The sequence below is a fragment of the Oryzomicrobium sp. genome (assembly GCF_021287045.1).
GTDB lineage: Bacteria > Pseudomonadota > Gammaproteobacteria > Burkholderiales > Rhodocyclaceae > Oryzomicrobium.
The window spans coordinates 34,573-55,231 of record NZ_JAJTBG010000009.1 but is presented as its reverse complement, the minus strand read 5'-3'; the positions used below and the strand labels follow the sequence as shown (position 1 = coordinate 55,231).

The window sequence follows — 20,659 nt, the reverse complement described above, 5'->3', positions numbered from 1 at the left end:
GCGATGAAGAATAGTGGCCCAAGAAAACTACCAATTCTTCTCCCTAGTCTTGCGTGGATTTTTCTGTCCAGAAGAAGAATGGATTCTGAACCGCCTACTGTAGATGCGATTAAGCTCATGCCGCATTGATGGCATTTTTGGCTTGTATCAAGCGTTGATGCGTTGCAATGGGGACAGTACATAGTTATGAGTCGAGTAACGTAGCTGAAAATAAGGAAGTGGCTGACATAGGGCCAATCGGTGCCATCCGGCGTTGTCGCGACGTCAAACGACCAAAGGAGGCGAGGTTGCGCGCTATGTAGACCTGCATATGCGCACGCTACCAGATTTGCCATTGGCATTGCAGGGCATATGCCCCGAGACCAAGTACTGGCGCGGGGTTTCAAAATGACCTCATGAAACTCCTTGCCCTGCCTAGGTTTCCGGGGCGCGCTTCTGGCAATGCCTAAACCCGAAACTGCTCCACCGTGCTGCGCAGTTGTGCCGCCACGGCGTTCAGTTCTTCCGCCGCCGCCGCGCTTTGCTGGGCGTCGGTGGTGTTGCGTTCGGTCATGCCGGCGATCTTTTCCAGGCCCTGGGCGACGCTGGCGCTGGCGTTGCTCTGTTCCTGGATGGCGGCGGTGATGGTGGCGACTGCCGCGGTGACCTGGGCCGAGCCTTCACGGATGCGGTTGATGGCTGCGTCGGCGGCGGCGGCCAGCTCCACGCCGCCGGCCACCTGGTCTACCCCCTGGTTCATGCTCGCCACGGCGGCCCGCGTGCCGTTCTGGATGCGCTCGATCATGGCGCCGATTTCGTGGGTGGATTGGCTGGTGCGCTCGGCCAGTTTGCGCACCTCGTCGGCCACCACGGCGAAGCCCCGGCCCGCTTCCCCGGCCCGGGCGGCCTCGATGGCGGCGTTGAGGGCGAGCAGGTTGGTCTGGTCGGCGATCTCTTTGATGGTGTTGACGATGGCCGAGATGTCCTCCGATTCCCGGCCCAGCTGCTCCACCGTGCCGGAGGCCTGGCGCACCGTATCGGCGATGCTGTTCATGGCCCCCACCGCCTGCTGGATGGTGGCTGAGCTTTCCTGGGAGACCTCGGCGGAGTGGCTGGAGATGGCGTGGGCCTCTTCGGCGTGCTCGACGATCAGGGCGATGCTGGCGCTCATTTCTTCCACGGCGGCGGCCATGGAGGTGGCGGCGTCGTTCTGCTCCTCCGAACTCTGGGCCACCCGGCCGGCGGAGGTGCGCAGCTGGCCGGCGTCGCTGGCCACCGCGCCGGCGGCCTGGTGCACTCCGGTGATGGTGCCGCCCAGCCGCTTGATCATGGCCGCCAGGGCGGCCATCAGGTCGCCGATCTCGTCGCGGCCGGCGGCTTCGACCCGGGCGGTGAAGTCGCCTTCGGCCACCCGGTTGGCAGCCCGCACCGCCGCTTCCAGGGGACGGGCCACCCAGCGTCGGGCGGCGCTCCAGACGATCAGGAAGACCAGCGGCACGAACAGCAGGGCCACCAGCATCAGGCCCTGGCCGGTGCGGCGGCCTTCTTCGTTGAATTCGTTGAGGTAGCTGCCCGAGGCGATGGTCCAGCCCCAGGGAGCGTAGCGGTCGAAGGCCACCACTTTTTCCCGCGGATCGGCCTCACCCGGGTTCTGCCACCAGTAGGTGATGACGCCGTCGCCCTGGCGCAGCATGTCCTGGATGAAGGTCTTGCCGTCGCTGTCCCGTGCATCGTGCAGGTCGGTGCCTTCCTTGGCCGGGTGGATCGACAGCACGGCCCGGCCCCCGGCGGTATCCACCGCGTAGGGGTAGCCGGTGTCGCCGATGCGGATCGCCAGCACCTTTTTCTTCAGCGCCACCAGGCCGTCGGTGAAGTCCAGCCCGACGAAGAAGGCGCCGATCACCTGGCCGGCGGCATCCTTGATCGGGATGTAGTGGGTCATGAAATCCCGCCCCAGCATCTTGGCCTTGCCGGTGTAGGTTTGGCCCTTGAGCAGGCTCGGCACCGCCGGGTGGCTGGCGCCCAGGGGCACGTCCGAGGCCCGCTGGCCCTTTTCGTCGGCGATCGAGGTGGAGGTGCGCAGGAAGTCGTCGCCGCGCCGGGTGAGCACCGTGGCCGGGGTGCCGGCCACGGCGGTGAAGCGGTCGGGGATGGCGGTGTCCCGGGCGGTGATCGGAGTGCGGCCGTGATGCAGGACGCCGTCGCCGTCCACGGAGAAGGCGTCCGGGTAGTGGCTGGCGAACACCCGGCCGAGCCGTTCCACCGTCTGGGTCAGGCCGCCGTTGTAGGCGTCGATCATGTCGATCACCGTGCGGTTGGTGGCCTTGAGGGATTCCAGGGCCCGGGCTTCGAGCTTGGCGCTGAGGAACTGGGACAGGCCGTAGGCGGCGGCCAGCAGCAGCACGGTGAGGCTGGCCGCCAGGATCAGGCTGAGTTTGGCGGCAACGGAAGCGCGCCTCGGACGGGGCGCGCCGGCACGGGGCGTGCCGGGGCTGCCGCCCTGGGGCGGCGGGGGCAATGCGGTCATGGGCGTCTCCTCCCGGGTGGCCGTGTTCGGCCAGTGTTTTGTATGGATGGCGATGTCATCGCCCTGCTGGGCTTATGCCAGGTTTTGCAAGACAGCGTTTTGATCTGTCGCAAGACGGGGGCGATGAGGGGGGTAAATCCCGGGTAAAAACCGTGCGGCGATCCGCACGGCCGGTGCGGTTGTGCGGAAATCCGCACGCGGTTTGCGGAATTCCGCCCGTCGCCGGGCGTCAAAATCCTGTGGTCCGGGCATTGCAGGAAAACGGAAATGCTTATGAAACAATCCTCTGTGCCTCTTCTATAAGACCTGGCACGGGCCGTGCAATGAACCTCCCGTCGAGCCGACCCGGACGTGAACCGGGCGCCTTATCCCGACATTGCAGACAACGCCAAAGGAGGATTTCCATGCGCAAACACGCCAAGCTCACGATTGCCGCCGCCCTCGCCATCGCCCTGCCGGCCGCCGGCCTGTCCGCTTCCGCCGCCCATGCCGAAGACGTGGTGCGCCTGGGCAACCTCAAGTTCGCCCACTACGGCGCCGTCTCCTACATGAAGGAGGTGTGCGGCAAGTACGGCGTCAAGATCGAGGAGCGCATGTTCCCCAAGGGCCCGGACATCATGCCGGCCATCGTCGCCGGTGAGATCGACATCGCCGCCCTGGCCTCGGACGGCGCCATCTCCGGCCGCGCCAACGGCGTGCCCATCTACACCGTGGCCGGCTTCGCCAAGGGCGGCGCCCGCATCGTGGCCGGCGCCGACACCGGCATCAAGACCGTCAAGGACCTCAAGGGCCGCAAGGTGGGCGTGACCCGCGGCGGCGCCCAGGAACTGCTGCTGCTGGCCGAGCTGGAGAAGAACGGCCTGACCTGGTCCGACAAGCCGGGCAAGGACGTGCAGATCGTCTACCTGGCCTTCGCCGACCTGAACCAGGCCCTGGCCGCCAAGCAGATCGACGCCATGTGCCAGTCCGAGCCCCAGTCGTCGCAAGCCATCAACAAGAAGTTCGGCGTCGAGGTGGTCAAGCCCTACGATACCGCCATGGGCGAGCCGTACCGCCTGCTGGTCATGTCCGAGAAGCTCTACAACGACAAGAAGGACGTGGCCCAGCGCGTCATGAAGTGCTTCGTCGAGTCCACCGCCACCTTCAACAAGGACATGAACCTGGCCGAGAAGTACGTGCGCGAGCAGATGTTCAAGGGTCAGATCTCGCCCCAGGACTTCAAGGACGCCATGGATAACGCCGCCTACACCTACGACGTGTCCCTGGAGCACATCGACACCACCACCGGCTTCATGCAGAAGTACGGCGTGGGCCGCATGAGCAAGCCGCCCAAGGCGTCCGAGTGGGTCAAGCTGGACCTGCTGCAAAAGGCCAAGGCCGACCTCAAGGTCAAGTAAGGAGCGGCACCCCATGAAGCGTTTCAAGACGATCCTCCACGGCCTGATCGTGCCGGTGATCCTGCTCGTGATCTGGGAAGCCTGCGCCCGGGCCGGGCTGGTCTCGGAGGTGGTGCTGCCGGCCCCGTCGGCGGTGGCCCTCAAGTGGTGGCAGTCCCTGCTGCCGGCCCAGCCCTTCGACCCGGCCGCCGGCACCTACCTGGCCTGGGCGTTCTCCGGCGAACTGCTGCACGACGCCTACGCCAGCATGTTCCGGGTGCTGGTGGGCTTTGCCATCGGCGCCGGCCTGGCCTTGCCGGCGGGGCTGTTGATGGGCGCCAATCCGCGCATCTACGACCTGTTCAACCCCCTGGTCCAGGTGCTGCGCCCGATCCCGCCGATCGCCTACATCCCCCTGGCGATCTTGTGGTTCGGCCTGGGCAACCCGCCGTCGTTCTTCCTCATCTCCCTGGGCGCCTTCTTCCCGGTGCTGATGAACACCATCGCCGGGGTGCGCCACGTGGACGGCATCTACCTGCGCGCCGCCCGCAACCTGGGGGTCAAGCCCCTCACCATGTTCACCCGGGTGATCCTGCCGGCGGCCACCCCCTACATCCTCACCGGCATGCGCATCGGCATCGGCACCGCCTTCATCGTGGTGATCGTCTCCGAGATGATCGCGGTGAACGACGGCCTGGGCTTCCGCATCCTGGAGGCGCGCGAGTTCATGTGGTCCGACAAGATCATCGCCGGGATGATCACCATCGGCCTGCTCGGCCTGGCCCTCGACGTGGCCATGAACACGCTCAACAACTACCTGCTGCGCTGGCACCGCGGCCTGGAACACTGATCGGCCGAGGAGAGAGAACCATGTCCAGCCAAATCATCGTCACCGGGGTGAACAAGGTGTTCCGCACCCCGGAAAAGGACGTCGTCGCCCTCAAGGACATCAACATCACCATCGAGCCGGGCCAGTTCGTCTGCCTGCTCGGCCCCTCGGGTTGCGGCAAGTCCACCCTGCTCAACGCGGTGGCCGGCTTCTCCCTGCCGAGCAGCGGCACCATCACCGCCAGCGGCGTGCCCGTCACCGGCCCGGGGCCGGAGCGGGGCATGGTGTTCCAGGAGTACGCCCTGTTCCCCTGGATGACCGTGGCCCAGAACATCGCCTTCGGCCTGGAAGTGAAGGGCCTGGGCAAGGCCGAGATCGCCGCCAAGGTGGACAGCCTGCTCGATACCCTGAGCCTCAAGGACTTCCGCAACCGCTACCCCAAGGACCTGTCCGGCGGCATGCGCCAGCGGGTGGCCATCGCCCGGGTGCTGGCCCTGGATTCGCCGATCATGCTCATGGACGAGCCCTTCGGCGCCCTGGACGCCCTGACCCGGCGCAACCTGCAAGATGAACTGCTGCGCATCTGGAAAGCGTTCGGCAAGACCATCCTGTTCGTCACCCACTCGATCGAGGAATCGATCTACCTGGCCGACCGCATCGTGGTCATGACCTACCGTCCCGGCACCATCAAGCGCGACCAGTGGGTGGACATCCCCCGTCCCCGGGACCCGGCCGATCCGGCCTTCAACGAGTTGAAGCGCGAGCTGGGCCGCCTGGTGATGGAAGAGCAGCAGCGCCACGCCGCCGACGAGCTGAAGCTGGCGGCGGTGGACTGACGGGCGTCGGGGCGCCGGGGCCGGGGGGCGGTAAAATCGCCGCTTCACGGCCTGGCTCCGGCCCGGCTCCACTGCTTCGCGTTCCGGCGCTCCGGCCCCCCGATTTCCGTCCGTCCCCTTGAATCCCCGTTTCCGACTACCCCCTTTCCTCCCCGCCCGCGGCGTCGCGGCGGGGAGGCATTTTTTCCCCAGCGGCAGCGCCCTGGCCGGCCTGCTCGCCCTGGCCGTCTGCCTGGCCGTGGGCCTGGGCAGCTACCGTCTGCTGGCGGTCTGGCAGCTCGACCAGCTGGCCCACACCAACGCCCAGCGCCTGGGCGCCTACGCCGTCAGCCTGGAAAACGCCCTGGCCCGGCACGAAACCCTGCCCTTCGTCCTGTCCCAGGACCACCGCCTCCACGAACTCCTCGACCATCCCGCCGACCCGGCCCGGGTCGATACGGTCAACCGCTACCTGGAACTGGTCCAGGGCCGCGCCGGGGTCACCGCCGCCTATCTGATCGACGCCGCCGGCCTGACCCTGGCGGCCAGCAACTGGGCCACGCCCCAGAGCTTTCTCGGCCAGCACTACACCTTCCGCCCTTACTTCCGTGAAGCCATGGAAGGTCGCCCCGGCCGCTTCTACGGCGTCGGCGCCACCACCGGCGACCCGGGCTACTTCATCTCGGCGCCGGTCCAGGAGGCGGGCACGATCCGTGGCGTGGTGGTGGTCAAGGTCAGCCTGTCCGCCTTCGAGGCCGCCTGGCGCGAGAGCGGCGACGCCCTCAATCTGGCCGATGCCCACGGCGTGCTGTTCCTCGCCAGTCTGCCGGACTGGCGCTACCGCTCCCTGGCCCCCCTGGGGGCGGCGGTGGAGGCCGAGCTGCGCGAAACCCGCCAGTACGGCCCCTATCCCCTGCTGCCGGTGAAGGCCAGCGAGGCCCTGAGCTTCGACAGCCCAGCCCGGCCGATCACCCTGTGGGACAACGCCGGCGGCCGCCGCGACGCCCTGATGCAGACCCTGCCGGTGGGCCCCCTGGGCTGGCGGCTGGTGCTCTTTTCCGACCTGGCCGGAGCCTACGGCCTGGCGGCCGCCCGGGCCACCGCCCTGGGCTTTGCCACCGCCTTCCTGCTCGCTCTGGGCTTCTTCGCCTGGCAGCGCCACTCGCGCTTGCAGGAGCGGCGCGCCGCCCGGGCCGAGTTGGCCCGGGCCCACGCCGAGCTGGAGGCCAAGGTGGCCGAGCGCACCGCCCTGCTCACCGCCACCAACGTCCGCCTCGAAGAGCAGCTCGACGCCCAGGCCGAGGCCGAGCGCATCCTGCGCGCCACCCAGGACCGGGCGCTCCAGGCCGGCCGCCTGGCGGCCTTGGGGCAGATGGCGGCCGGCATCACCCACGAACTGAACCAGCCCCTGGCCGCCCTCAACACCCTGTCCGACAACGCCGTGGCCTTCTTGCAGCGGGGCAAGCCCGAGGGGGCGGTGGAGAACCTGCGCCTGATCAGCCAGCTGGCCGGGCGCATGGGGCGCATCGTCGGCGAGCTGAAAGCTTTCGCCCGGCGCGGCCAGGACGAACTGGTGCCGGTGTCGGTGCGCGAGGCCCTGGACCACGCCCTGTTCATCGTCGAACTGCGCCGCCGTGAGCTGGACGCGGCCATCACCCTGGCCGTGCCCGACCCCGCCCCCCGGGTGCTGGCCGACCCGGTGCGCCTCGAGCAGGTGCTGGTGAACCTGCTGCGCAACGGCCTGGACGCCCTGGCCGACCTGCCCGCCGAGGGCGAAGGGGAGGGAGCCGCGCCCCGCACCCCGCGCCGCCTGGCGGTGACCGTGGCCCGGGTGCCCGCCTACCGGGACGTGGCCGAGGAGGGCGCGCCGGGCCAGGCGCCCGCCAGCCTGGTGCGCATTGCCATCGCCGACCAGGGGCCGGGCATTCCCGCCGAGGTGCTGCCCCGCCTGTTCGAGCCCTTCTTCACCACCAAGCCCGCCGGTGAAGGGTTGGGCCTGGGCCTGTCGATTTCCCTGACCATCGCCGAGAGCTTCGGCGGTACCCTGGCGGCGCGCAACCGCCCCGAGGGCGGCGCCGAATTCATTCTGGAGCTGCCCGCCGCATGAGCGCCGTTTCCCTGCCCCCGCCATCCGCCGATACCGCCCTTGCGGTTTTCCTGGTCGAGGACGACCCGGTGGTGCGCCACGGCTGCGAGCAGGCCCTGGCCCTGGCCGACCTGCCGGTGCAGGGCTTCGCCGACGCCGAGGCCGCCCTCGCCGCCCTGGTGACCGCCCCCTCGGCCTACGGCGTCGGGGTGGTGGTCACCGACGTGCGCCTGCCCGGCCGCGACGGCCTGTCCCTGATGGCCGAGCTGCGCCAGCGCGACCCGGACCTGCCGGTGATCCTGATCACCGGCCACGGCGACGTGGCCATGGCGGTGGAGGCGATGCGCCAGGGGGCCTACGACTTCATCGAAAAACCCTTTCCTTCGGACCGGCTGGTGGAATCGGCCCGCCGCGCCCTGGACCGGCGCGCCCTGATCCTGGAGAACCGCCGCCTCAAGGAGCGCCTGGCGGACCAGGACAACCACCCCCTGGCCGGGCTGATCGGCCAGTCCCCAGCCATGCAGCAGGTGCGCCGGCTGGTGGAGGCGGTGGCCCCCACCGGGGTCGACGTGCTGATCAACGGCGAGACCGGTGCCGGCAAGGAGGTGGTGGCCCGGGCCCTGCACGCCGCCAGCGGGCGCAAGGGGCCCTTCGTGGCCCTCAACTGCGGCGCCCTGCCCGAATCGGTGTTCGAGAGCGAGATCTTCGGCCACGAGGCCGGCGCCTTCACCGGGGCGGGCAAGCGCCGCATCGGCAAGATCGAACACGCCAGCGGCGGCACCCTGTTCCTCGACGAGATCGAATCCATGCCCCTGGCGCTTCAGGTCAAGCTGCTGCGGGTGCTCCAGGAGCGGGTGGTGGAGCGCCTGGGGGGCAATACCCTGTTTCCGGTGGATTGCCGGGTGGTGGCCGCGTCCAAGGCCGACCTGGAGGCCGAGAGCGCCGCCGGGCGCTTCCGCGCCGACCTCTACTACCGGCTCAACGTGGTGACCATCGACCTGCCGCCCCTGCGCGAGCGGCGCGAGGACATCCCCCTGCTGATGGCCCACTTCTGCCGCCAGGCGGCCCAGCGCTACGGCCGCCCGGTGCCCGATCCCGACCCGGAGCTGGTGGCCCGTTGGCAGGCCTACGACTGGCCGGGCAACGTGCGCCAGTTGAAGAACATCGCCGACCGGCTGGCCCTGGGGCTGGCGGCCTTGCTGCCCCCGGCCGCACCACGGGATGCGGCATCGGGCGGCGTTATGGATGGCATGGGCGGCATGGGCGACGCTGCGGACTCGCCGGCGGCCGCCGATCTGGGGCTGGCGGCGCGCATGGACGCGGTGGAAAAGCGCTGCATCGAGGCCGCCCTGCGCCAATGCGGCGGTCAGGTGTCCCGGGCTGCCGAACGCTTGCAGTTGCCGAAGAAGACCCTCTACGACAAACTCCACCGCCACGGCATCGATCCGGAGCGCTTCCGCGCCGGGCCGGCCGCCTAGCTGCACATAACCACTACAAGCGCCGCCACGGCGGCGCATCCCCAGCAGAAGCAAAGGAGTCCCCATGGGCCATCCCCACGACCCGGCCGCCCTGTCGGCATTGCTGCCGGCCGGCCTTGATCTGTCCGCCGCCCCGCCCGAGGGGCGGGCGGTGCTCTCCACCATCCTGGCGCGGCGCAGCGTGCGCGGCTTCCTCCCCGACCCGGTGCCCCGGGAAACGGTGGAAGCCATCCTGGCGGTGGCCAGCCGGGCGCCGAGCGGCTCCAACATCCAGCCGTGGAAGGTGCACGTCTGCGCCGGTCCGGTGCGCGACGCCATCTGCGCCGACGTGCTCGCCGCCCACGACGCCGAGGCGGGCGATCCGGCGGCAGGCGAACAGTACCGGGACGAATACCGCTACTACCCGGAAAAGTGGCGCGACCCCTACCTGGCGCGGCGCCGCGACCTGGGTTGGGCCCTCTACGGCGCCGTGGGCATCGCCCGGGGCGAAAACGACAAGATGCACCGCCAGCGCGGCCGCAACTTCAGCTTCTTCGGCGCCCCGGTGGGCCTGGTATTCACCCTGGACCGGGACCTGTCGGTGGGCAGCTGGATCGACCTGGGCATGTTCATGCAGAACGCCATGATCGCCGCCCGCGCCTACGGCCTGGAAACCTGCCCCCAGCAGGCCTTCGCCCGTTACCACCGCATCCTGCGCCAGCACCTGGCGATCCCCGACGACCAGATCGTGGTGTGCGCCATGGCCCTGGGCCACCCGGACCCGGACGAACCGGCCAACCGCCTGGTGAGCACCCGGGAGCCGGTGGCCGCCTTCGGGAGTTTTCATGGATTCTAAGGTTCGCTTCACCCCGGAACTGGCCGCCCAGGTGGCCGGATCCGACGCCCCTGCCACTTCTGCCGCCCAGCCTCGTCCCGCCCGGGACGTGCCCCGCCGCCTGACCCACACCCGGGAAGTGGTGTGCCGCGGCTACGAGCGGGAGGATGGCCTGTGGGAGATCGAGGGCAGCCTGCTCGATACCAAGACCTACCCCTTCCACACCGTGCACCGGGGCCACATTCCCGCCGGCGAGGGCATCCACCGCATGACCCTGTGCCTGACGGTGGACAACGACCTGCTCATCCGCGACGCCCGTGCCCTCACCGAGCAGAGCCCCTACCGGGTGTGCAGCGAGGTCAATGCCGCCTACGACGCCCTGGTGGGCCTGCGCATCGGCCCGGGCTTCACCCGCCGGGTGAAGGAAATGTTCGCGGGGGTGAAGGGCTGTACCCACCTCACCGAACTGCTCGGCCCGGTGGCCACCACTGCCTTCCAGACCATCTGGCCGCTCCTGGCCGAACGCCGCGAGGCGGCGGGGCAGGGCATGTCCGGCGAGGAAAAGCCGCCCCTGGTGGACGGCTGCCACGCCCTGAGCCGCGACGGCGAAATCGTCGCCATGCGCTGGCCGGCGGAGGTGCGGGCGCGCTGGTGAGGCGGCTGCCCCGGCCGGCGCGGGTATGGGCTGAAAAGGCGCATGGATAAAGGCTCTGCGAGGTGCCTGCCCGGAGTGCGGCCATGGGCGCGAGTCTTCAGGGTGGCTGCGCCAAGAATGAGCATTGGGGCGCCTTTCCGGTCTGCCGATGGTGAAGCGGCGGCCGCATGCCGCGCCCACCCAGGGGGCGGGCGCACACTCGCCTCCCGCAAAAACGTCAACGACAACGGCCCCCAATCGGGGGCCGTTGTCGTTGGCGCCGTGGCGGCCGTCGAGGCTGCGCAACCCCGTTAGCTGGCGACGCGGAAGCGGGCGATGTCCTGCTTGAGCTGGGCCGCCAGGGCGTCCAGCTCCTGGGCAGTGTCGGCCACGGCGCCCATGGCGGCGTTGTTCTCCTCGATCATCTGCACGATGTTCTCGACCCGGCCGGCGATTTCCTGGCTGGCGGCGGCCTGTTCCTTGAGGGCGGTGGACACGTCGTCGATCACGTCCACCACCTTGCCGGTGCCGTCGTTGATGCCGTGGATGGCGTCGCCGGCCTGGCCGGCCATGGCGCGGCCCTCGCCGACCCGGTCTACCGACACGTCCATCTGGGTGGCCATGGCCTTGGAACCCTGCTGGATGGTGGTGATCATCTCGGTGATTTCCAGGGCCGACTGGCGGGTGGTCTCGGCCAGCTTGCGCACTTCGTCGGCCACCACGGCGAAACCGCGGCCGGCCTCGCCGGCCCGGGCCGCCTCGATGGCGGCGTTGAGGGCCAGCAGGTTGGTCTGGTCGGCCACGTCCTTGATCACCTGGGTGATGCCGGAGATGCGCTCGGACGAGGCGCCCAGGTCGGCGGCGGTGCCGGCGGCCTGCTGGATGCTGTCGGCGATGCGGCCGATGTCGTCCATCATGCGGTGGATGGTGTCGGCGCCGTCCCGGGCCTGGCGGCCGGAGTCGCTGGAAATCTGCTGGGCGTCGCGGCTCAGGTCGGCCACGTGGTTGATGCTGGTGCTCATTTCTTCCAGGGCGGCAGCCATGGAGGCGGTGGCCTCGGACTGTTGCTCCGAGCCGCGCTTGACCTGGTGCGAGGCGGACGACAGGGTGCCGGCGGCATCGGAAAGCTGGCCGGACTGGCGCTTCAGGTCGCGCAGCAGGCCGGACAGTTCGCCCACCATGGTGGCGGTGGCCCGTTGCAGGCGGGAGATTTCGTCCCGGTGGGTGGGGTGGGCACGCAGGCTGACGGTGAGGTCGCCCGCTGCCACCCGCTCCAGGGCGGCCACGGTCTCGTCCAGGGGGCCGCGGATGCTACGGCCGATCAGCCAGGAGACGGTGACCCCCAGGGCGATGGCCAGGGCCGCCATCACCATCACCATCTGGCGGCCCCGGGCGTTGGCCGCTTCGACCTCCTGGGCGCTGGCGTCGATGGTCCGGCGCTGCATCTCGGTGAGGGCCTGGACCTTCTCCAGAAAGCGCGCCGAGCCGGGCATGAAGGTTTCTTGCAGGATGCGCTCGGCCTCTTCCATGCGGCCTTCCTTCTTGGCCTTCATGATGGCGTCCCGGGACGTCAGGTACACCTTGCGGGCCTCGCCCACCTCGGCGAACAGGGCCTTTTCGGCGTCGCTGGCGAGCAGGGCCTCGATGGCCTTCTGGAATTCGCTGGACTGCTTGGTGGACTGGGCGGCGGCCTCGGCGAAGAACTGGGCCAGGGCCGGGTCGCTGCTCTTGGCGATGGCGGTGGTGCGGGCCACTCCGGCGGTGATGTTGCGGTTCCAGTCGCTGGTCAGGCGTTCCTTTTGCAGGGGGGCCTCCATCATTACCCGGGTCGATTCGGCCACCTTGTGCAACTCCCACAGGCCGAGGCCGTTGGTTATCAGGAAGAGGGCGAGGACGGCGGCGAAGCCGAGGCCGAGGCGCTGGCCGATGGGGGCCGAGGCAAACATTGTCATGTTGTTATATGGCGGGGAATGGGGAGCCGGCAGTTTGCCACCGCCGCGTTACAGCTGTCAGTACCGCCGTGGGCCGGCACCCCGGCGGGTGGTGCGGGGCCACGTATAATCCGCCCCATGCGCAATCCGATCCGCCCCCTGCCCGACCTCCTCATCAGCCAGATCGCCGCCGGCGAGGTGGTCGAACGTCCCGCCTCGGTGTTGAAGGAACTGCTGGAAAACGCCCTGGACGCGGGCAGCACCGCCCTGCGCATCGACCTGGAAGAGGGCGGCGTGGCCCTGATCCGGGTCACCGACGACGGCGGCGGCATCCCCAAGAACGAGCTGCCCCTGGCCCTGACCCGCCACGCCACCAGCAAGATCGCCAACCTGCTCGACCTGGAACGGGTCGCCACCCTGGGTTTTCGCGGCGAGGCCCTGGCCTCGGTGGCGGCGGTGTCGCGCCTGACCCTCACTTCCCGGGAGCGGGGGGCTCCCCACGCCTGGAAGCTGACCGACGCGGCGGGCGAGCCCGAGCCGGCGGCGCTGCTGGCCGGCACCGTGGTGGAGATGCGCGACCTCTACTACAACACCCCGGCGCGGCGGAAATTCCTCAAGGCCGCCGCCACCGAGGCCGCCCACTGCCTGGAGGCGGTCAAGCGCGTTGCCCTGTCCCACGCCGACGTGGCCTTCACCGTCACCCGGGACGGCCGGGAAGTCCTGCGCCTGGCCCGGGCCGAGCCCAAGCAGCGCATCGCCGACCTGCTCGGCGCTTCCTTCCTCACCGAGTCGGTAGAAGTGGACGCCGATGCCGGCGCCCTGCGCGTCACCGGCCTGGCCCTGCGCCCCACCGCCGTGGACGGTGCCAAGGAGGTCCAGTACTGCTTCGTCAACGGCCGCTACGTGCGCGACAAGCTGTTGCAGCACGCCCTGCGCGAGGCTTACCGGGACATTCTGCACGGCAGCCGCCAGCCCTCCTGGTGCGTCTTCCTCGACATCGACCCGGCGGCGGTGGATGTGAACGTGCACCCGGCCAAGACCGAGGTGCGCTTCCGCGACAGCCGGGCGGTGCACCAATTCGTCTTCCACGCCCTGCGCCAGGCCCTGGCCACCCCCATCGCCCAGGCCGCCGTGCACGCCGCCGCCCAGGGCGGCGCGGCCTATGCGCCCCGGCCCCCCGTGACTCCGGCGGTGCCTGCCGCTCCGGCACCGCAACAGGGCGCCCTGGGCATCCGGGAGCCGGCGGCTCCTGCCTATGCGCCCCGTCCTGCCGGTGCCGTGGGGAAAGCCTCGGGCCAGCCTTCGGGCCAACTCCCGCGCCAGGACTGGGCCTCCCGGCCGACCCCGGCGCAAGCCGCGTCCTACCTGGCCTTCGTCCATGCCGCCCAGGAAACCCGCGTGGATATTGGCGCTTCGGGCTTGTCCACCGAGGCGCTCTACGTCAGTGCGGAGGAACAGCCGGCGGTGCCGGCCCAGGCGGACGTCCCGTCCGCCCCTGCCGTCGCTGGCGTGGATGGTGCGGTTGCAGCGGCCCAGGCCGCACCTCCCGTTCGCTCCGCTGCCGACGACAACGCCCCGCCGCCCCTGGGTTACGCCCTGGCCCAGCTCCAGGACATGTTCATCCTGGCCCAGAACGCCCAGGGCCTAGTCATCGTCGACCAGCACGCCGCCCACGAGCGGGTGCTCTACGAAGAACTGAAGGCCGCCTTCGATGGTCGCCAGGTGGCCTCCCAGCCCCTGCTGATTCCCGTGGTGGTGCGCGCCGACCCCCTGCTGGTGGCGGCCGCCGAGGAACACCAGGAGGAACTGGCCGGCTTCGGCTTCGAGCTGTCCGCCGCCGGCCCCGGCGAGGTGGCGGTGCGCGCCGTGCCGGTGCTGCTCGGCCGGGCCAACCCGGCGGAACTGGTGCGGGCGGTGCTCGACGCCCTCGGCCAGGCTGGCGACCATGGCGCCGGCCGGGAGCTGGAAGCCTGGCGCAACGAGCTGCTCGCCACCTGCGCCTGCCACGGTGCGGTGCGCGGCCGCCGGCCGATGACCGTGCCCGAGATGAACGCCCTGCTGCGCCGCATGGAGGCCACCGAGCGGGCCGGCAGTTGCAACCACGGCCGGCCCACCTGGGTCCAGCTCACCACCGAGCAGGTGGGCGCCTTCTTCCTACACGGCCGCTGAACCATGGCGCCGCACCACGCCGCCCCGGCAAACGGGCCGGAGGACCTGCCGCCCGCCATCCTGTTGATGGGCCCCACCGCCAGCGGCAAGACCGGCCTGGCCCTGCACCTGGCCGAGCGCCTGCCGGTGGAGCTGATCAGCGTCGACTCGGCCCTGGTCTTCCGCGACATGAACATCGGCACCGCCAAGCCGGACGCCGACACCCTGGCCCGCTTCCCCCACGCCCTGGTGGACGTGATCAGCCCGGAGGAAGCCTATTCCGCCGCCCGCTTCCGCAGCGACGCCCTGGCCGAGATGGCCGCCGTCACCGCCCGGGGCAAGGTGCCCCTGCTGGTGGGGGGCACCATGCTCTACTACAAGGCGTTGCTCGAAGGCTTGTCGGATTTGCCCCAGGCCGACCCGGCCCTGCGCGCCGCCATCGATGCCGAGGCTGCCGCCCACGGCTGGCCGGCGCTGCACGCCGAGCTGGCGCGCTTCGATCCGGAAACGGCGGCGCGCCTCGCCCCCAACGACTCCCAGCGCTTGCAGCGGGCCATCGAGATCCTGCGCCTCACCGGCCGGCCCATGTCGGCCCTGTTGGCCGAACAGACCGCCGATCCGCCGCCCTACCGCATCCTGTCCCTAGCCCTGCTGCCCTCTGACCGGGGCGTGCTGCACCAGCGCATCGCCGAGCGCTTCGCCCAGATGCTCGACGCCGGGCTAGTGGGGGAGGTGGAGGGTCTGCGCGCCCGCTACGCCCTGCACCCGGACCTGCCCTCGATGCGCTGCGTCGGCTACCGTCAGACCTGGGACATGCTCGACGGCCGCATCCCCCCGGGCGAACTGCGCGACCGGGGCATCTTCGCCACCCGCCAGTTGGCCAAGCGCCAGATCACCTGGCTGACCAACACCCTGGCCAACGAGGCCTTCGACTGCCTGCGCCCCGATCTGGCGGCGGCGGCCGAGGCCCGGGTGCGCGCCGCCATCGGCGCTTGACCGGAGGCAGGGGCAGGGGGGCAGGGGGGCAGGGGGGCAGGGGGGCAGGGGGCGCACGAGCAGGCGAGGGGGCCGGTTCCGGCACGTACGCACCGTCACAGGGCGGCGGGGCGGATCGGGTAAAATGCCCCCCTTTGCCGCCGGTTTCGCTCCGTTTTCCGGTTCTCTCCGGCCTTTTTCGGCTTTTCCCTCCTTCCGCGACGCGCCTCCATGGAATTCCTCGCCGCCTTCGTCGACATCATCCTGCACTTGGACAAGCACCTGGCTGTGCTGGTGCAGCAGTACGGTCCCTGGATCTACGCCATCCTGTTCTTCATCGTCTTCGCCGAGACGGGGTTGGTGGTGTTCCCCTTCCTGCCCGGGGATTCCCTGCTCTTCGTCGCCGGGGCCCTGGCCGCCGTGGGCGGCATGGACGCGCCGACCCTGATGGTGTCCCTGACCCTGGCCGCCATCCTCGGCAATAGCGCCAACTACGCCATCGGCCGCTGGCTCGGCCCCAAGGTGTTCGCCCGGGGCGGCCGCTTCCTCAACGCCGAAAACCTGGCCAAGACCCACGCCTTCTACGAGCGCCACGGCGGCAAGGCCGTGGTGCTGTCGCGCTTTCTGCCCCTGTTCCGCACCTTCGTGCCCTTCGTCGCCGGGGTGAGCAACATGAACGCGGCCCGCTTCACCCTGTTCAACGTGGTCGGCGCCTTGGGCTGGGTGGTGTCCCTGACCCTGGCCGGTTACTTGTTCGGCAACCTGCCCCTGGTCAAGAACAACCTGTCCGTGGTGATCGTGGTCATCGTCCTGGTGTCGTTCCTGCCCGCCGGCCTGGAATACCTGCGCCAGCGGCGCGCCCGCAGCGCCTGAAGCGGGGCGCGCCGCTGCGGTATGATGCCGCATGGCTGGCGCCTCCTTCTCCCCTCCGCGACGCCGTGGCTTGATGGCGCTGGGGAGCGTTTTGCTCCTCGCCGCGGGGATGGGGGCCTGCGCCACCCGGCAACTGCCGGACGGCCGGCGCGAAACGACCTTCGATCCGTCCCAGCTGGCCAAGGGCGACATCGACCGGGTGGTGGAAATGCACCGGGCCGAAGTGGTCGCCAGCCTGCGCCGCCTCACCGACAAGCTCTACCGGCGCAACCCCCGGGAGTGGCGCAAGGGCAGCCAGCCCAGCCTGGAGGCGGCGGTGGTACTGGTCTTCGACCTGCCGGCGGCGCGCCAGGCCCTGGGCGGCCGGCGCGAGCGGGAGGCGGCCCTGCTGGCCTTCCGCGAGGACTACGCCGGCGACCGGGTGCTGGCCCTGATGGGCGGGCTGATGGACATGGTGGACGGGGCCTTCGAGCACAAGGAATCCTTCTACCTGCTCGATTCCCTGGACGCCCAGAAGCTCTACAACTGCGCCCGCAACGTGGAGGTGGCGGCCTGGAAGCTCAACACCGCCCGGGATGCGGGCGGCGAGCCCCTGCTCCACGCCAACGTGGATGGGCCGGTGCGCAACCTGTCGTTCGAGCGCGAGGTGGGGCGGGTGGTGGGGCTGCTCGACACCCTGTCCCGGATCGTTGCCGACAAGAGCGGCCGCTCCGTCACCCGGGTGACCCAGACCCTGGCTTCTGCCGTGTTCCTGCCGGTCAAGTTCTGATCCGGGGCCGCCGATTGGCCGCCCCTGTTCTTTCCGTCTTTTCTCAACCTTTCCGCCGTTCCCTCTCTTTGCCATGTCCGCCCCCGCTTCTTCCCCCGACCGTTCCAAGCTCGCCGTCGTCGTCCTCATTTCCGGCCGGGGCAGCAACATGGAGGCCATCCTCGCCGCCAGCGACGCCCCCGATTACCCGGCCCGGGTGGTGGGGGTGGTATCCAACCGGCCCGATGCCGCCGGCCTGGCCACGGCCCAGGCCCGGGGCATCCCGGTCCGGGTGGTGAACCACAAGGACTTTCCCGCCGGCGAGGCCGGCCGGGCGCCCTTCGACGCCGCCCTGGCCGAGGCGGTGGACAGCTTTTCCCCGGGCCTGGTGGTGCTGGCCGGCTTCATGCGCATCCTTACCCCGGGCTTCGTGACCCGCTACGAGGGGCGGCTGGTGAACATCCACCCGTCGCTGCTGCCGTCCTTCCCCGGGCTGCACACCCACCGCCGCGCCCTGGAGGAAGGAGTGCGGGTGCACGGTTGCACCGTGCATTTCGTCACCGCCCAGCTCGACCACGGGCCGATCATCCTCCAGGCCGCCGTGCCGGTGCTGGACGGCGACAGCGAAGCCACCCTGTCCGCCCGGGTGTTGGCCGAGGAGCATCGCATCTACCCCCGCGCCGTGGCCTGGTTCGCCCAGGACCGCCTGCGGGTGGAGGCGGGGCGGGTCCGGGTGGCCGGTAGCCCGACTACCGCCGTGGCCGCCTTCCATTCCCCCGGCGGGGCCTGAGCCCCGCCCCGCCGTCCGCGGCCGTCCATGCCCATCGCCCTGCTCATCGCCCTGGCTGCGTCCCTGGGGCTGCACACGGCGGTGCTGTTCGGTCCGGACCTGGAAGCCCTGGAATTGCCCGGCCTGCACGATGAATCCCCCCAGGCGCCGCCGCTGCGCGCCGAGCTGATGCCCCCGACGCCGGCGGCCGCCCCGCCGGCCGCCGCCCGGGCGCCGGCCCGGCCGCGCCGTTCGGGGCGTCCCGCCCACGGCGCCAACCCGCCCCGCCCGGCGCCCCTGGCGGCCGTCACCAGGGACGAGGCGCTGCATGTCCAGGCCCCCGGATGTGCCGCAGAGAGCGCTTCTGCTACTGCCGGCGGTGATTCCGGCGATTCGGCGGGGGCCCTGGATGCGCTTCACGCCGTGGCCGCCGCCAGCCTGCCCGACCGGGTGCGAATTCGCTACGCCGTGTTCCGCGGCGAGCCGGGGTTCGAGCTGGGCAAGACCGAACTGAACTGGGAAAGCCCGCCCCCGCCGGCCCAGGCCGACGGGCCGCGCCGCTACCGGGCCTGGATGAGCACCGAGACCGCCGGCCTGGCGGCCCTGATCAAGCCGGTCCGGGTCACCCAGGAGAGCCAGGGGGACGTGACCCCCGAGGGCCTTAAGCCGCGCCATTTCTTCACCGCCCGGGACGGCCGGCGCCAGGACTGGGCCGACTTCGACTGGGGCGGCGACACCCTGGCCGGCATCCCGGACGGCGATACGGCCCAGGTCAGCTACGCCAAGGGCGACGCCGCCGTGGCCCGGGGCGCCCAGGACTTTCTCAGCCTGTTCTTCCAGTTTGCCTGGCTGCCCGGCTTTCCGCTGATGCCCTCGTACACCCTGACGGTGGCCACCGGCAAGAAGATCTCGGAGCAGCTGATCGTGGTGCAGGGCGAGGAAACCGTGGAGCTTCCCGCCGGCACTTTCCGTACACTCCACGTCAAGACCGAGGACAGCGAACCCATCGAACTGTGGCTCGCCCTCGACTACCACGCCCTGCCGGTGAAGATGCGCTACACCGACCGGCGCGGCGACCGCTACGACCAACTGGCGGTGGATATCCGGAGCGGCGACGCCACTCCGGCGCCATCGTCGTCCGCCTCACCGCCCGCCGTCCCGAACGGGGCGGCCCCGACCACTCCAGACGCCCAGCCATGAACCGACCGACCCGCAAATCGAACCCCAGCAAGACCGGCAACACCGCCCGCCGCCAGGGCGCCCGCGCCGCCGGCGAGGCCCGCTCCAGCCGCCCCACCAGCCGCAATGCGGCGGCCCAGCAGGTGGACGGCGCCCGCCTGCCCGTCGCCCTGATGTCCCACACCGCCATGGTGCTGGGCGAGGTGCTGACCTTCGCCTATCCGGCCGATGCGGTGCTGTCCCGCTACTTCCGCGAGAACCGGGCCCTGGGCCATGCCGATCGGGGCTTCATCGCCGAGACCGTGTTCCTGGTGCTGCGCCGCCTGCGCAGCCTCCAGGCGGCCTGCCTGGCCGACGGGGGCGGCGCCACGCCGCGCCGCCTGATCCTGGCCGCCCTGCTGCGCTACCGGGGCATGAGCACCCGGGAGCTGGCCGAGGCCCTGGGCAACGGCCTTTCCAAGGGCGAGGCGGAGTGGCTGCCGACCCTGAAAGCGTCCCGGGACGCGGACCTGCCCGCGGCGGTGCGCCGCGACTGGCCGGATTGGCTCGACGCCCGCCTGGACGCCCAGTTCGGCACCGCCGAGGCCGACGCCCTGGCCACCGCCCTGCACCGGGCCGCCCCCCTGGACCTGCGGGTGAACACCCTCAAGGCCGAGCGCGACGCCGTGCTGGAGCGGCTGCGCGCCGACGGCATCGCCGCCGAGCCCACCCCCTATTCGCCCCTGGGCATCCGCCTGGCCGACAAGCCGGCCCTGCAACGCCATCCCCTGTTCCTGGACGGCAGCATCGAGGTCCAGGACGAGGGCAGCCAGCTGCTCGGCTTCCTGGTGGCCCCCAAGCGCGGTGAGATGGTGATGGACCTGTGCGCCGGGGCCGGCGGCAAGACCCTGATGCTCGGCGCCCAGATGAAATCCCTGGGCCGCCTCTACGCCTGCGACGTGTCGGAAAAGCGCCTGGCCAACCTCAAGCCGCGCCTGGCCCGTTCCGGCCTATCCAATGTCCATCCGATCCGCATCGACAATGAGCGGGACGTGAAGCTGTCGCGCCTGGCCGGCAAGCTCGACCGGGTGCTGGTGGACGCCCCCTGCTCGGGCCTGGGCACCCTGCGCCGCAACCCGGACCTGAAGTGGCGCCAGCAGGAGAGCGACGTGGCCGAGCTGGCGGCCAAGCAGGGCGCCATCCTGGCCGCCGCGGCCAAGCTGGTGAAGCCGGGCGGCCGCCTGGTGTACGCCACTTGCAGCCTGCTCGACGCCGAGAACGGCGCCGTGGCCGACGCCTTCCTGGCGGCCCACCCGGACTTCGCCCCGGTGTCGGCAGCCGAGGTGCTGGCGCGCCAGGGCATCGCCGTGCCCGAGGCCGGCGAACGCCTCGCCCTGCTGCCCCAGCGCCACGGCAGCGACGGCTTCTTCGCCGCCGTGTTCGTCCGGGCGGAGGCCGTCAAGGCTGCACCTGCACCCGCCGACACTGTCGATACCGCCACCGAAACTCCCGAGTAAGG

16 protein-coding genes are annotated in these 20,659 nt (G+C 70.5%); 14 read left to right on the top strand and 2 right to left on the bottom strand.

All coding sequences use genetic code 11. The annotated features are described in order from the left end of the window. Positions 1–445 precede the first annotated feature (445 nt). Entirely contained in the window at positions 446–2,506 is a 2,061-nt protein-coding gene (locus tag LWW89_RS11460; protein ID WP_293264248.1) for a methyl-accepting chemotaxis protein, read from the bottom strand. 404 nt (positions 2,507–2,910) lie between these two features. On the opposite strand from LWW89_RS11460, the gene LWW89_RS11455 reads away from it, so the two are divergent. The 7 genes from LWW89_RS11455 (at position 2,911) to LWW89_RS11425 (ending at position 10,559) form a co-directional block, all read left to right on the top strand. Then, positions 2,911–3,903: an ABC transporter substrate-binding protein gene (locus LWW89_RS11455; protein ID WP_293264246.1), complete on the top strand. Its 993-nt coding sequence runs from the start codon at positions 2,911–2,913 to the stop codon at positions 3,901–3,903. A gap of 13 nt (positions 3,904–3,916) precedes the next feature. Next, complete coding sequence (locus LWW89_RS11450) at positions 3,917–4,732, top strand: ABC transporter permease (protein ID WP_293264244.1); 816 nt, start codon at positions 3,917–3,919, stop codon at positions 4,730–4,732. A gap of 20 nt (positions 4,733–4,752) precedes the next feature. Beyond that, entirely contained in the window at positions 4,753–5,547 is a 795-nt protein-coding gene (locus LWW89_RS11445) for an ABC transporter ATP-binding protein (RefSeq protein ID WP_293264242.1), read from the top strand. 118 nt (positions 5,548–5,665) lie between these two features. Next, complete coding sequence (locus LWW89_RS11440) at positions 5,666–7,633, top strand: ATP-binding protein (RefSeq protein WP_293264240.1); 1,968 nt, start codon at positions 5,666–5,668, stop codon at positions 7,631–7,633. Beyond that, positions 7,630–9,090: a sigma-54 dependent transcriptional regulator gene (locus LWW89_RS11435; protein WP_293264238.1), complete on the top strand. Its 1,461-nt coding sequence runs from the start codon at positions 7,630–7,632 to the stop codon at positions 9,088–9,090. The genes LWW89_RS11440 and LWW89_RS11435 overlap by 4 nt, the downstream gene beginning before the upstream one ends. Positions 9,091–9,154: 64 nt before the next feature. After that, positions 9,155–9,925 (top strand): nitroreductase, encoded by a 771-nt coding sequence (locus tag LWW89_RS11430; protein WP_293264236.1) that lies wholly within the window; start codon positions 9,155–9,157, stop codon positions 9,923–9,925. After that, positions 9,915–10,559: a DUF2889 domain-containing protein gene (locus tag LWW89_RS11425; RefSeq protein ID WP_293264234.1), complete on the top strand. Its 645-nt coding sequence runs from the start codon at positions 9,915–9,917 to the stop codon at positions 10,557–10,559. The genes LWW89_RS11430 and LWW89_RS11425 overlap by 11 nt, the downstream gene beginning before the upstream one ends. Positions 10,560–10,849: 290 nt before the next feature. Here the strand turns inward: LWW89_RS11425 and LWW89_RS11420 are convergent, their stop codons facing one another. Continuing rightward, entirely contained in the window at positions 10,850–12,490 is a 1,641-nt protein-coding gene (locus LWW89_RS11420) for a methyl-accepting chemotaxis protein (RefSeq protein ID WP_293264232.1), read from the bottom strand. Positions 12,491–12,607: 117 nt separating this feature from the next. Here LWW89_RS11420 and mutL point away from each other — a divergent pair, with 117 nt between their 5' ends. The 7 genes from mutL (at position 12,608) to LWW89_RS11385 (ending at position 20,657) form a co-directional block, all read left to right on the top strand. After that, positions 12,608–14,638, top strand: a complete 2,031-nt coding sequence (gene mutL / locus LWW89_RS11415) for a DNA mismatch repair endonuclease MutL (RefSeq protein WP_293264230.1) — start codon at positions 12,608–12,610, stop codon at positions 14,636–14,638. Between the two features lie 3 nt (positions 14,639–14,641). Next, a complete protein-coding gene (gene miaA / locus LWW89_RS11410) occupies positions 14,642–15,613 on the top strand; it encodes a tRNA (adenosine(37)-N6)-dimethylallyltransferase MiaA (RefSeq protein ID WP_293264228.1) in 972 nt (323 codons plus the stop codon). Positions 15,614–15,823: 210 nt separating this feature from the next. Then, on the top strand, positions 15,824–16,465 hold the full coding sequence (locus tag LWW89_RS11405) for a DedA family protein (RefSeq protein WP_293264226.1): 642 nt from the start codon (positions 15,824–15,826) through the stop codon (positions 16,463–16,465). Between the two features lie 91 nt (positions 16,466–16,556). Then, on the top strand, positions 16,557–17,234 hold the full coding sequence (locus LWW89_RS11400; protein ID WP_293264224.1) for a hypothetical protein: 678 nt from the start codon (positions 16,557–16,559) through the stop codon (positions 17,232–17,234). A 73-nt stretch (positions 17,235–17,307) separates the two neighbouring features. Further along, positions 17,308–18,003, top strand: coding sequence for a phosphoribosylglycinamide formyltransferase (purN, locus tag LWW89_RS11395; protein ID WP_293264223.1), 696 nt, complete (start codon positions 17,308–17,310; stop codon positions 18,001–18,003). Positions 18,004–18,030: 27 nt separating this feature from the next. After that, the gene (locus LWW89_RS11390; RefSeq protein WP_293264221.1) at positions 18,031–19,182 is read left to right on the top strand and encodes a DUF3108 domain-containing protein; all 1,152 of its coding nucleotides are present in this window, start codon (positions 18,031–18,033) and stop codon (positions 19,180–19,182) included. A gap of 152 nt (positions 19,183–19,334) precedes the next feature. Further along, positions 19,335–20,657: an RsmB/NOP family class I SAM-dependent RNA methyltransferase gene (locus tag LWW89_RS11385; RefSeq protein ID WP_293264539.1), complete on the top strand. Its 1,323-nt coding sequence runs from the start codon at positions 19,335–19,337 to the stop codon at positions 20,655–20,657. Positions 20,658–20,659 lie beyond the last annotated feature (2 nt).

Bases quoted from the DNA above. Each gene is read 5' to 3' on its own strand.
- LWW89_RS11390 (WP_293264221.1), top strand. From the start codon at position 18,031: ATGCCCATCGCCCTGCTCATCGCCCTGGCTGCGTCCCTGGGGCTGCAC.
- LWW89_RS11450 (WP_293264244.1), top strand. From the start codon at position 3,917: ATGAAGCGTTTCAAGACGATCCTCCACGGCCTGATCGTGCCGGTGATC.
- LWW89_RS11420 (WP_293264232.1), bottom strand. From the start codon at position 12,490: ATGACAATGTTTGCCTCGGCCCCCATCGGCCAGCGCCTCGGCCTCGGC.
- LWW89_RS11405 (WP_293264226.1), top strand. From the start codon at position 15,824: ATGGAATTCCTCGCCGCCTTCGTCGACATCATCCTGCACTTGGACAAG.
- miaA (WP_293264228.1), top strand. From the start codon at position 14,642: ATGGCGCCGCACCACGCCGCCCCGGCAAACGGGCCGGAGGACCTGCCG.
- LWW89_RS11430 (WP_293264236.1), top strand. From the start codon at position 9,155: ATGGGCCATCCCCACGACCCGGCCGCCCTGTCGGCATTGCTGCCGGCC.
- LWW89_RS11425 (WP_293264234.1), top strand. From the start codon at position 9,915: ATGGATTCTAAGGTTCGCTTCACCCCGGAACTGGCCGCCCAGGTGGCC.
- mutL (WP_293264230.1), top strand. From the start codon at position 12,608: ATGCGCAATCCGATCCGCCCCCTGCCCGACCTCCTCATCAGCCAGATC.
- LWW89_RS11435 (WP_293264238.1), top strand. From the start codon at position 7,630: ATGAGCGCCGTTTCCCTGCCCCCGCCATCCGCCGATACCGCCCTTGCG.
- purN (WP_293264223.1), top strand. From the start codon at position 17,308: ATGTCCGCCCCCGCTTCTTCCCCCGACCGTTCCAAGCTCGCCGTCGTC.
- LWW89_RS11445 (WP_293264242.1), top strand. From the start codon at position 4,753: ATGTCCAGCCAAATCATCGTCACCGGGGTGAACAAGGTGTTCCGCACC.
- LWW89_RS11460 (WP_293264248.1), bottom strand. From the start codon at position 2,506: ATGACCGCATTGCCCCCGCCGCCCCAGGGCGGCAGCCCCGGCACGCCC.
- LWW89_RS11385 (WP_293264539.1), top strand. From the start codon at position 19,335: ATGTCCCACACCGCCATGGTGCTGGGCGAGGTGCTGACCTTCGCCTAT.
- LWW89_RS11455 (WP_293264246.1), top strand. From the start codon at position 2,911: ATGCGCAAACACGCCAAGCTCACGATTGCCGCCGCCCTCGCCATCGCC.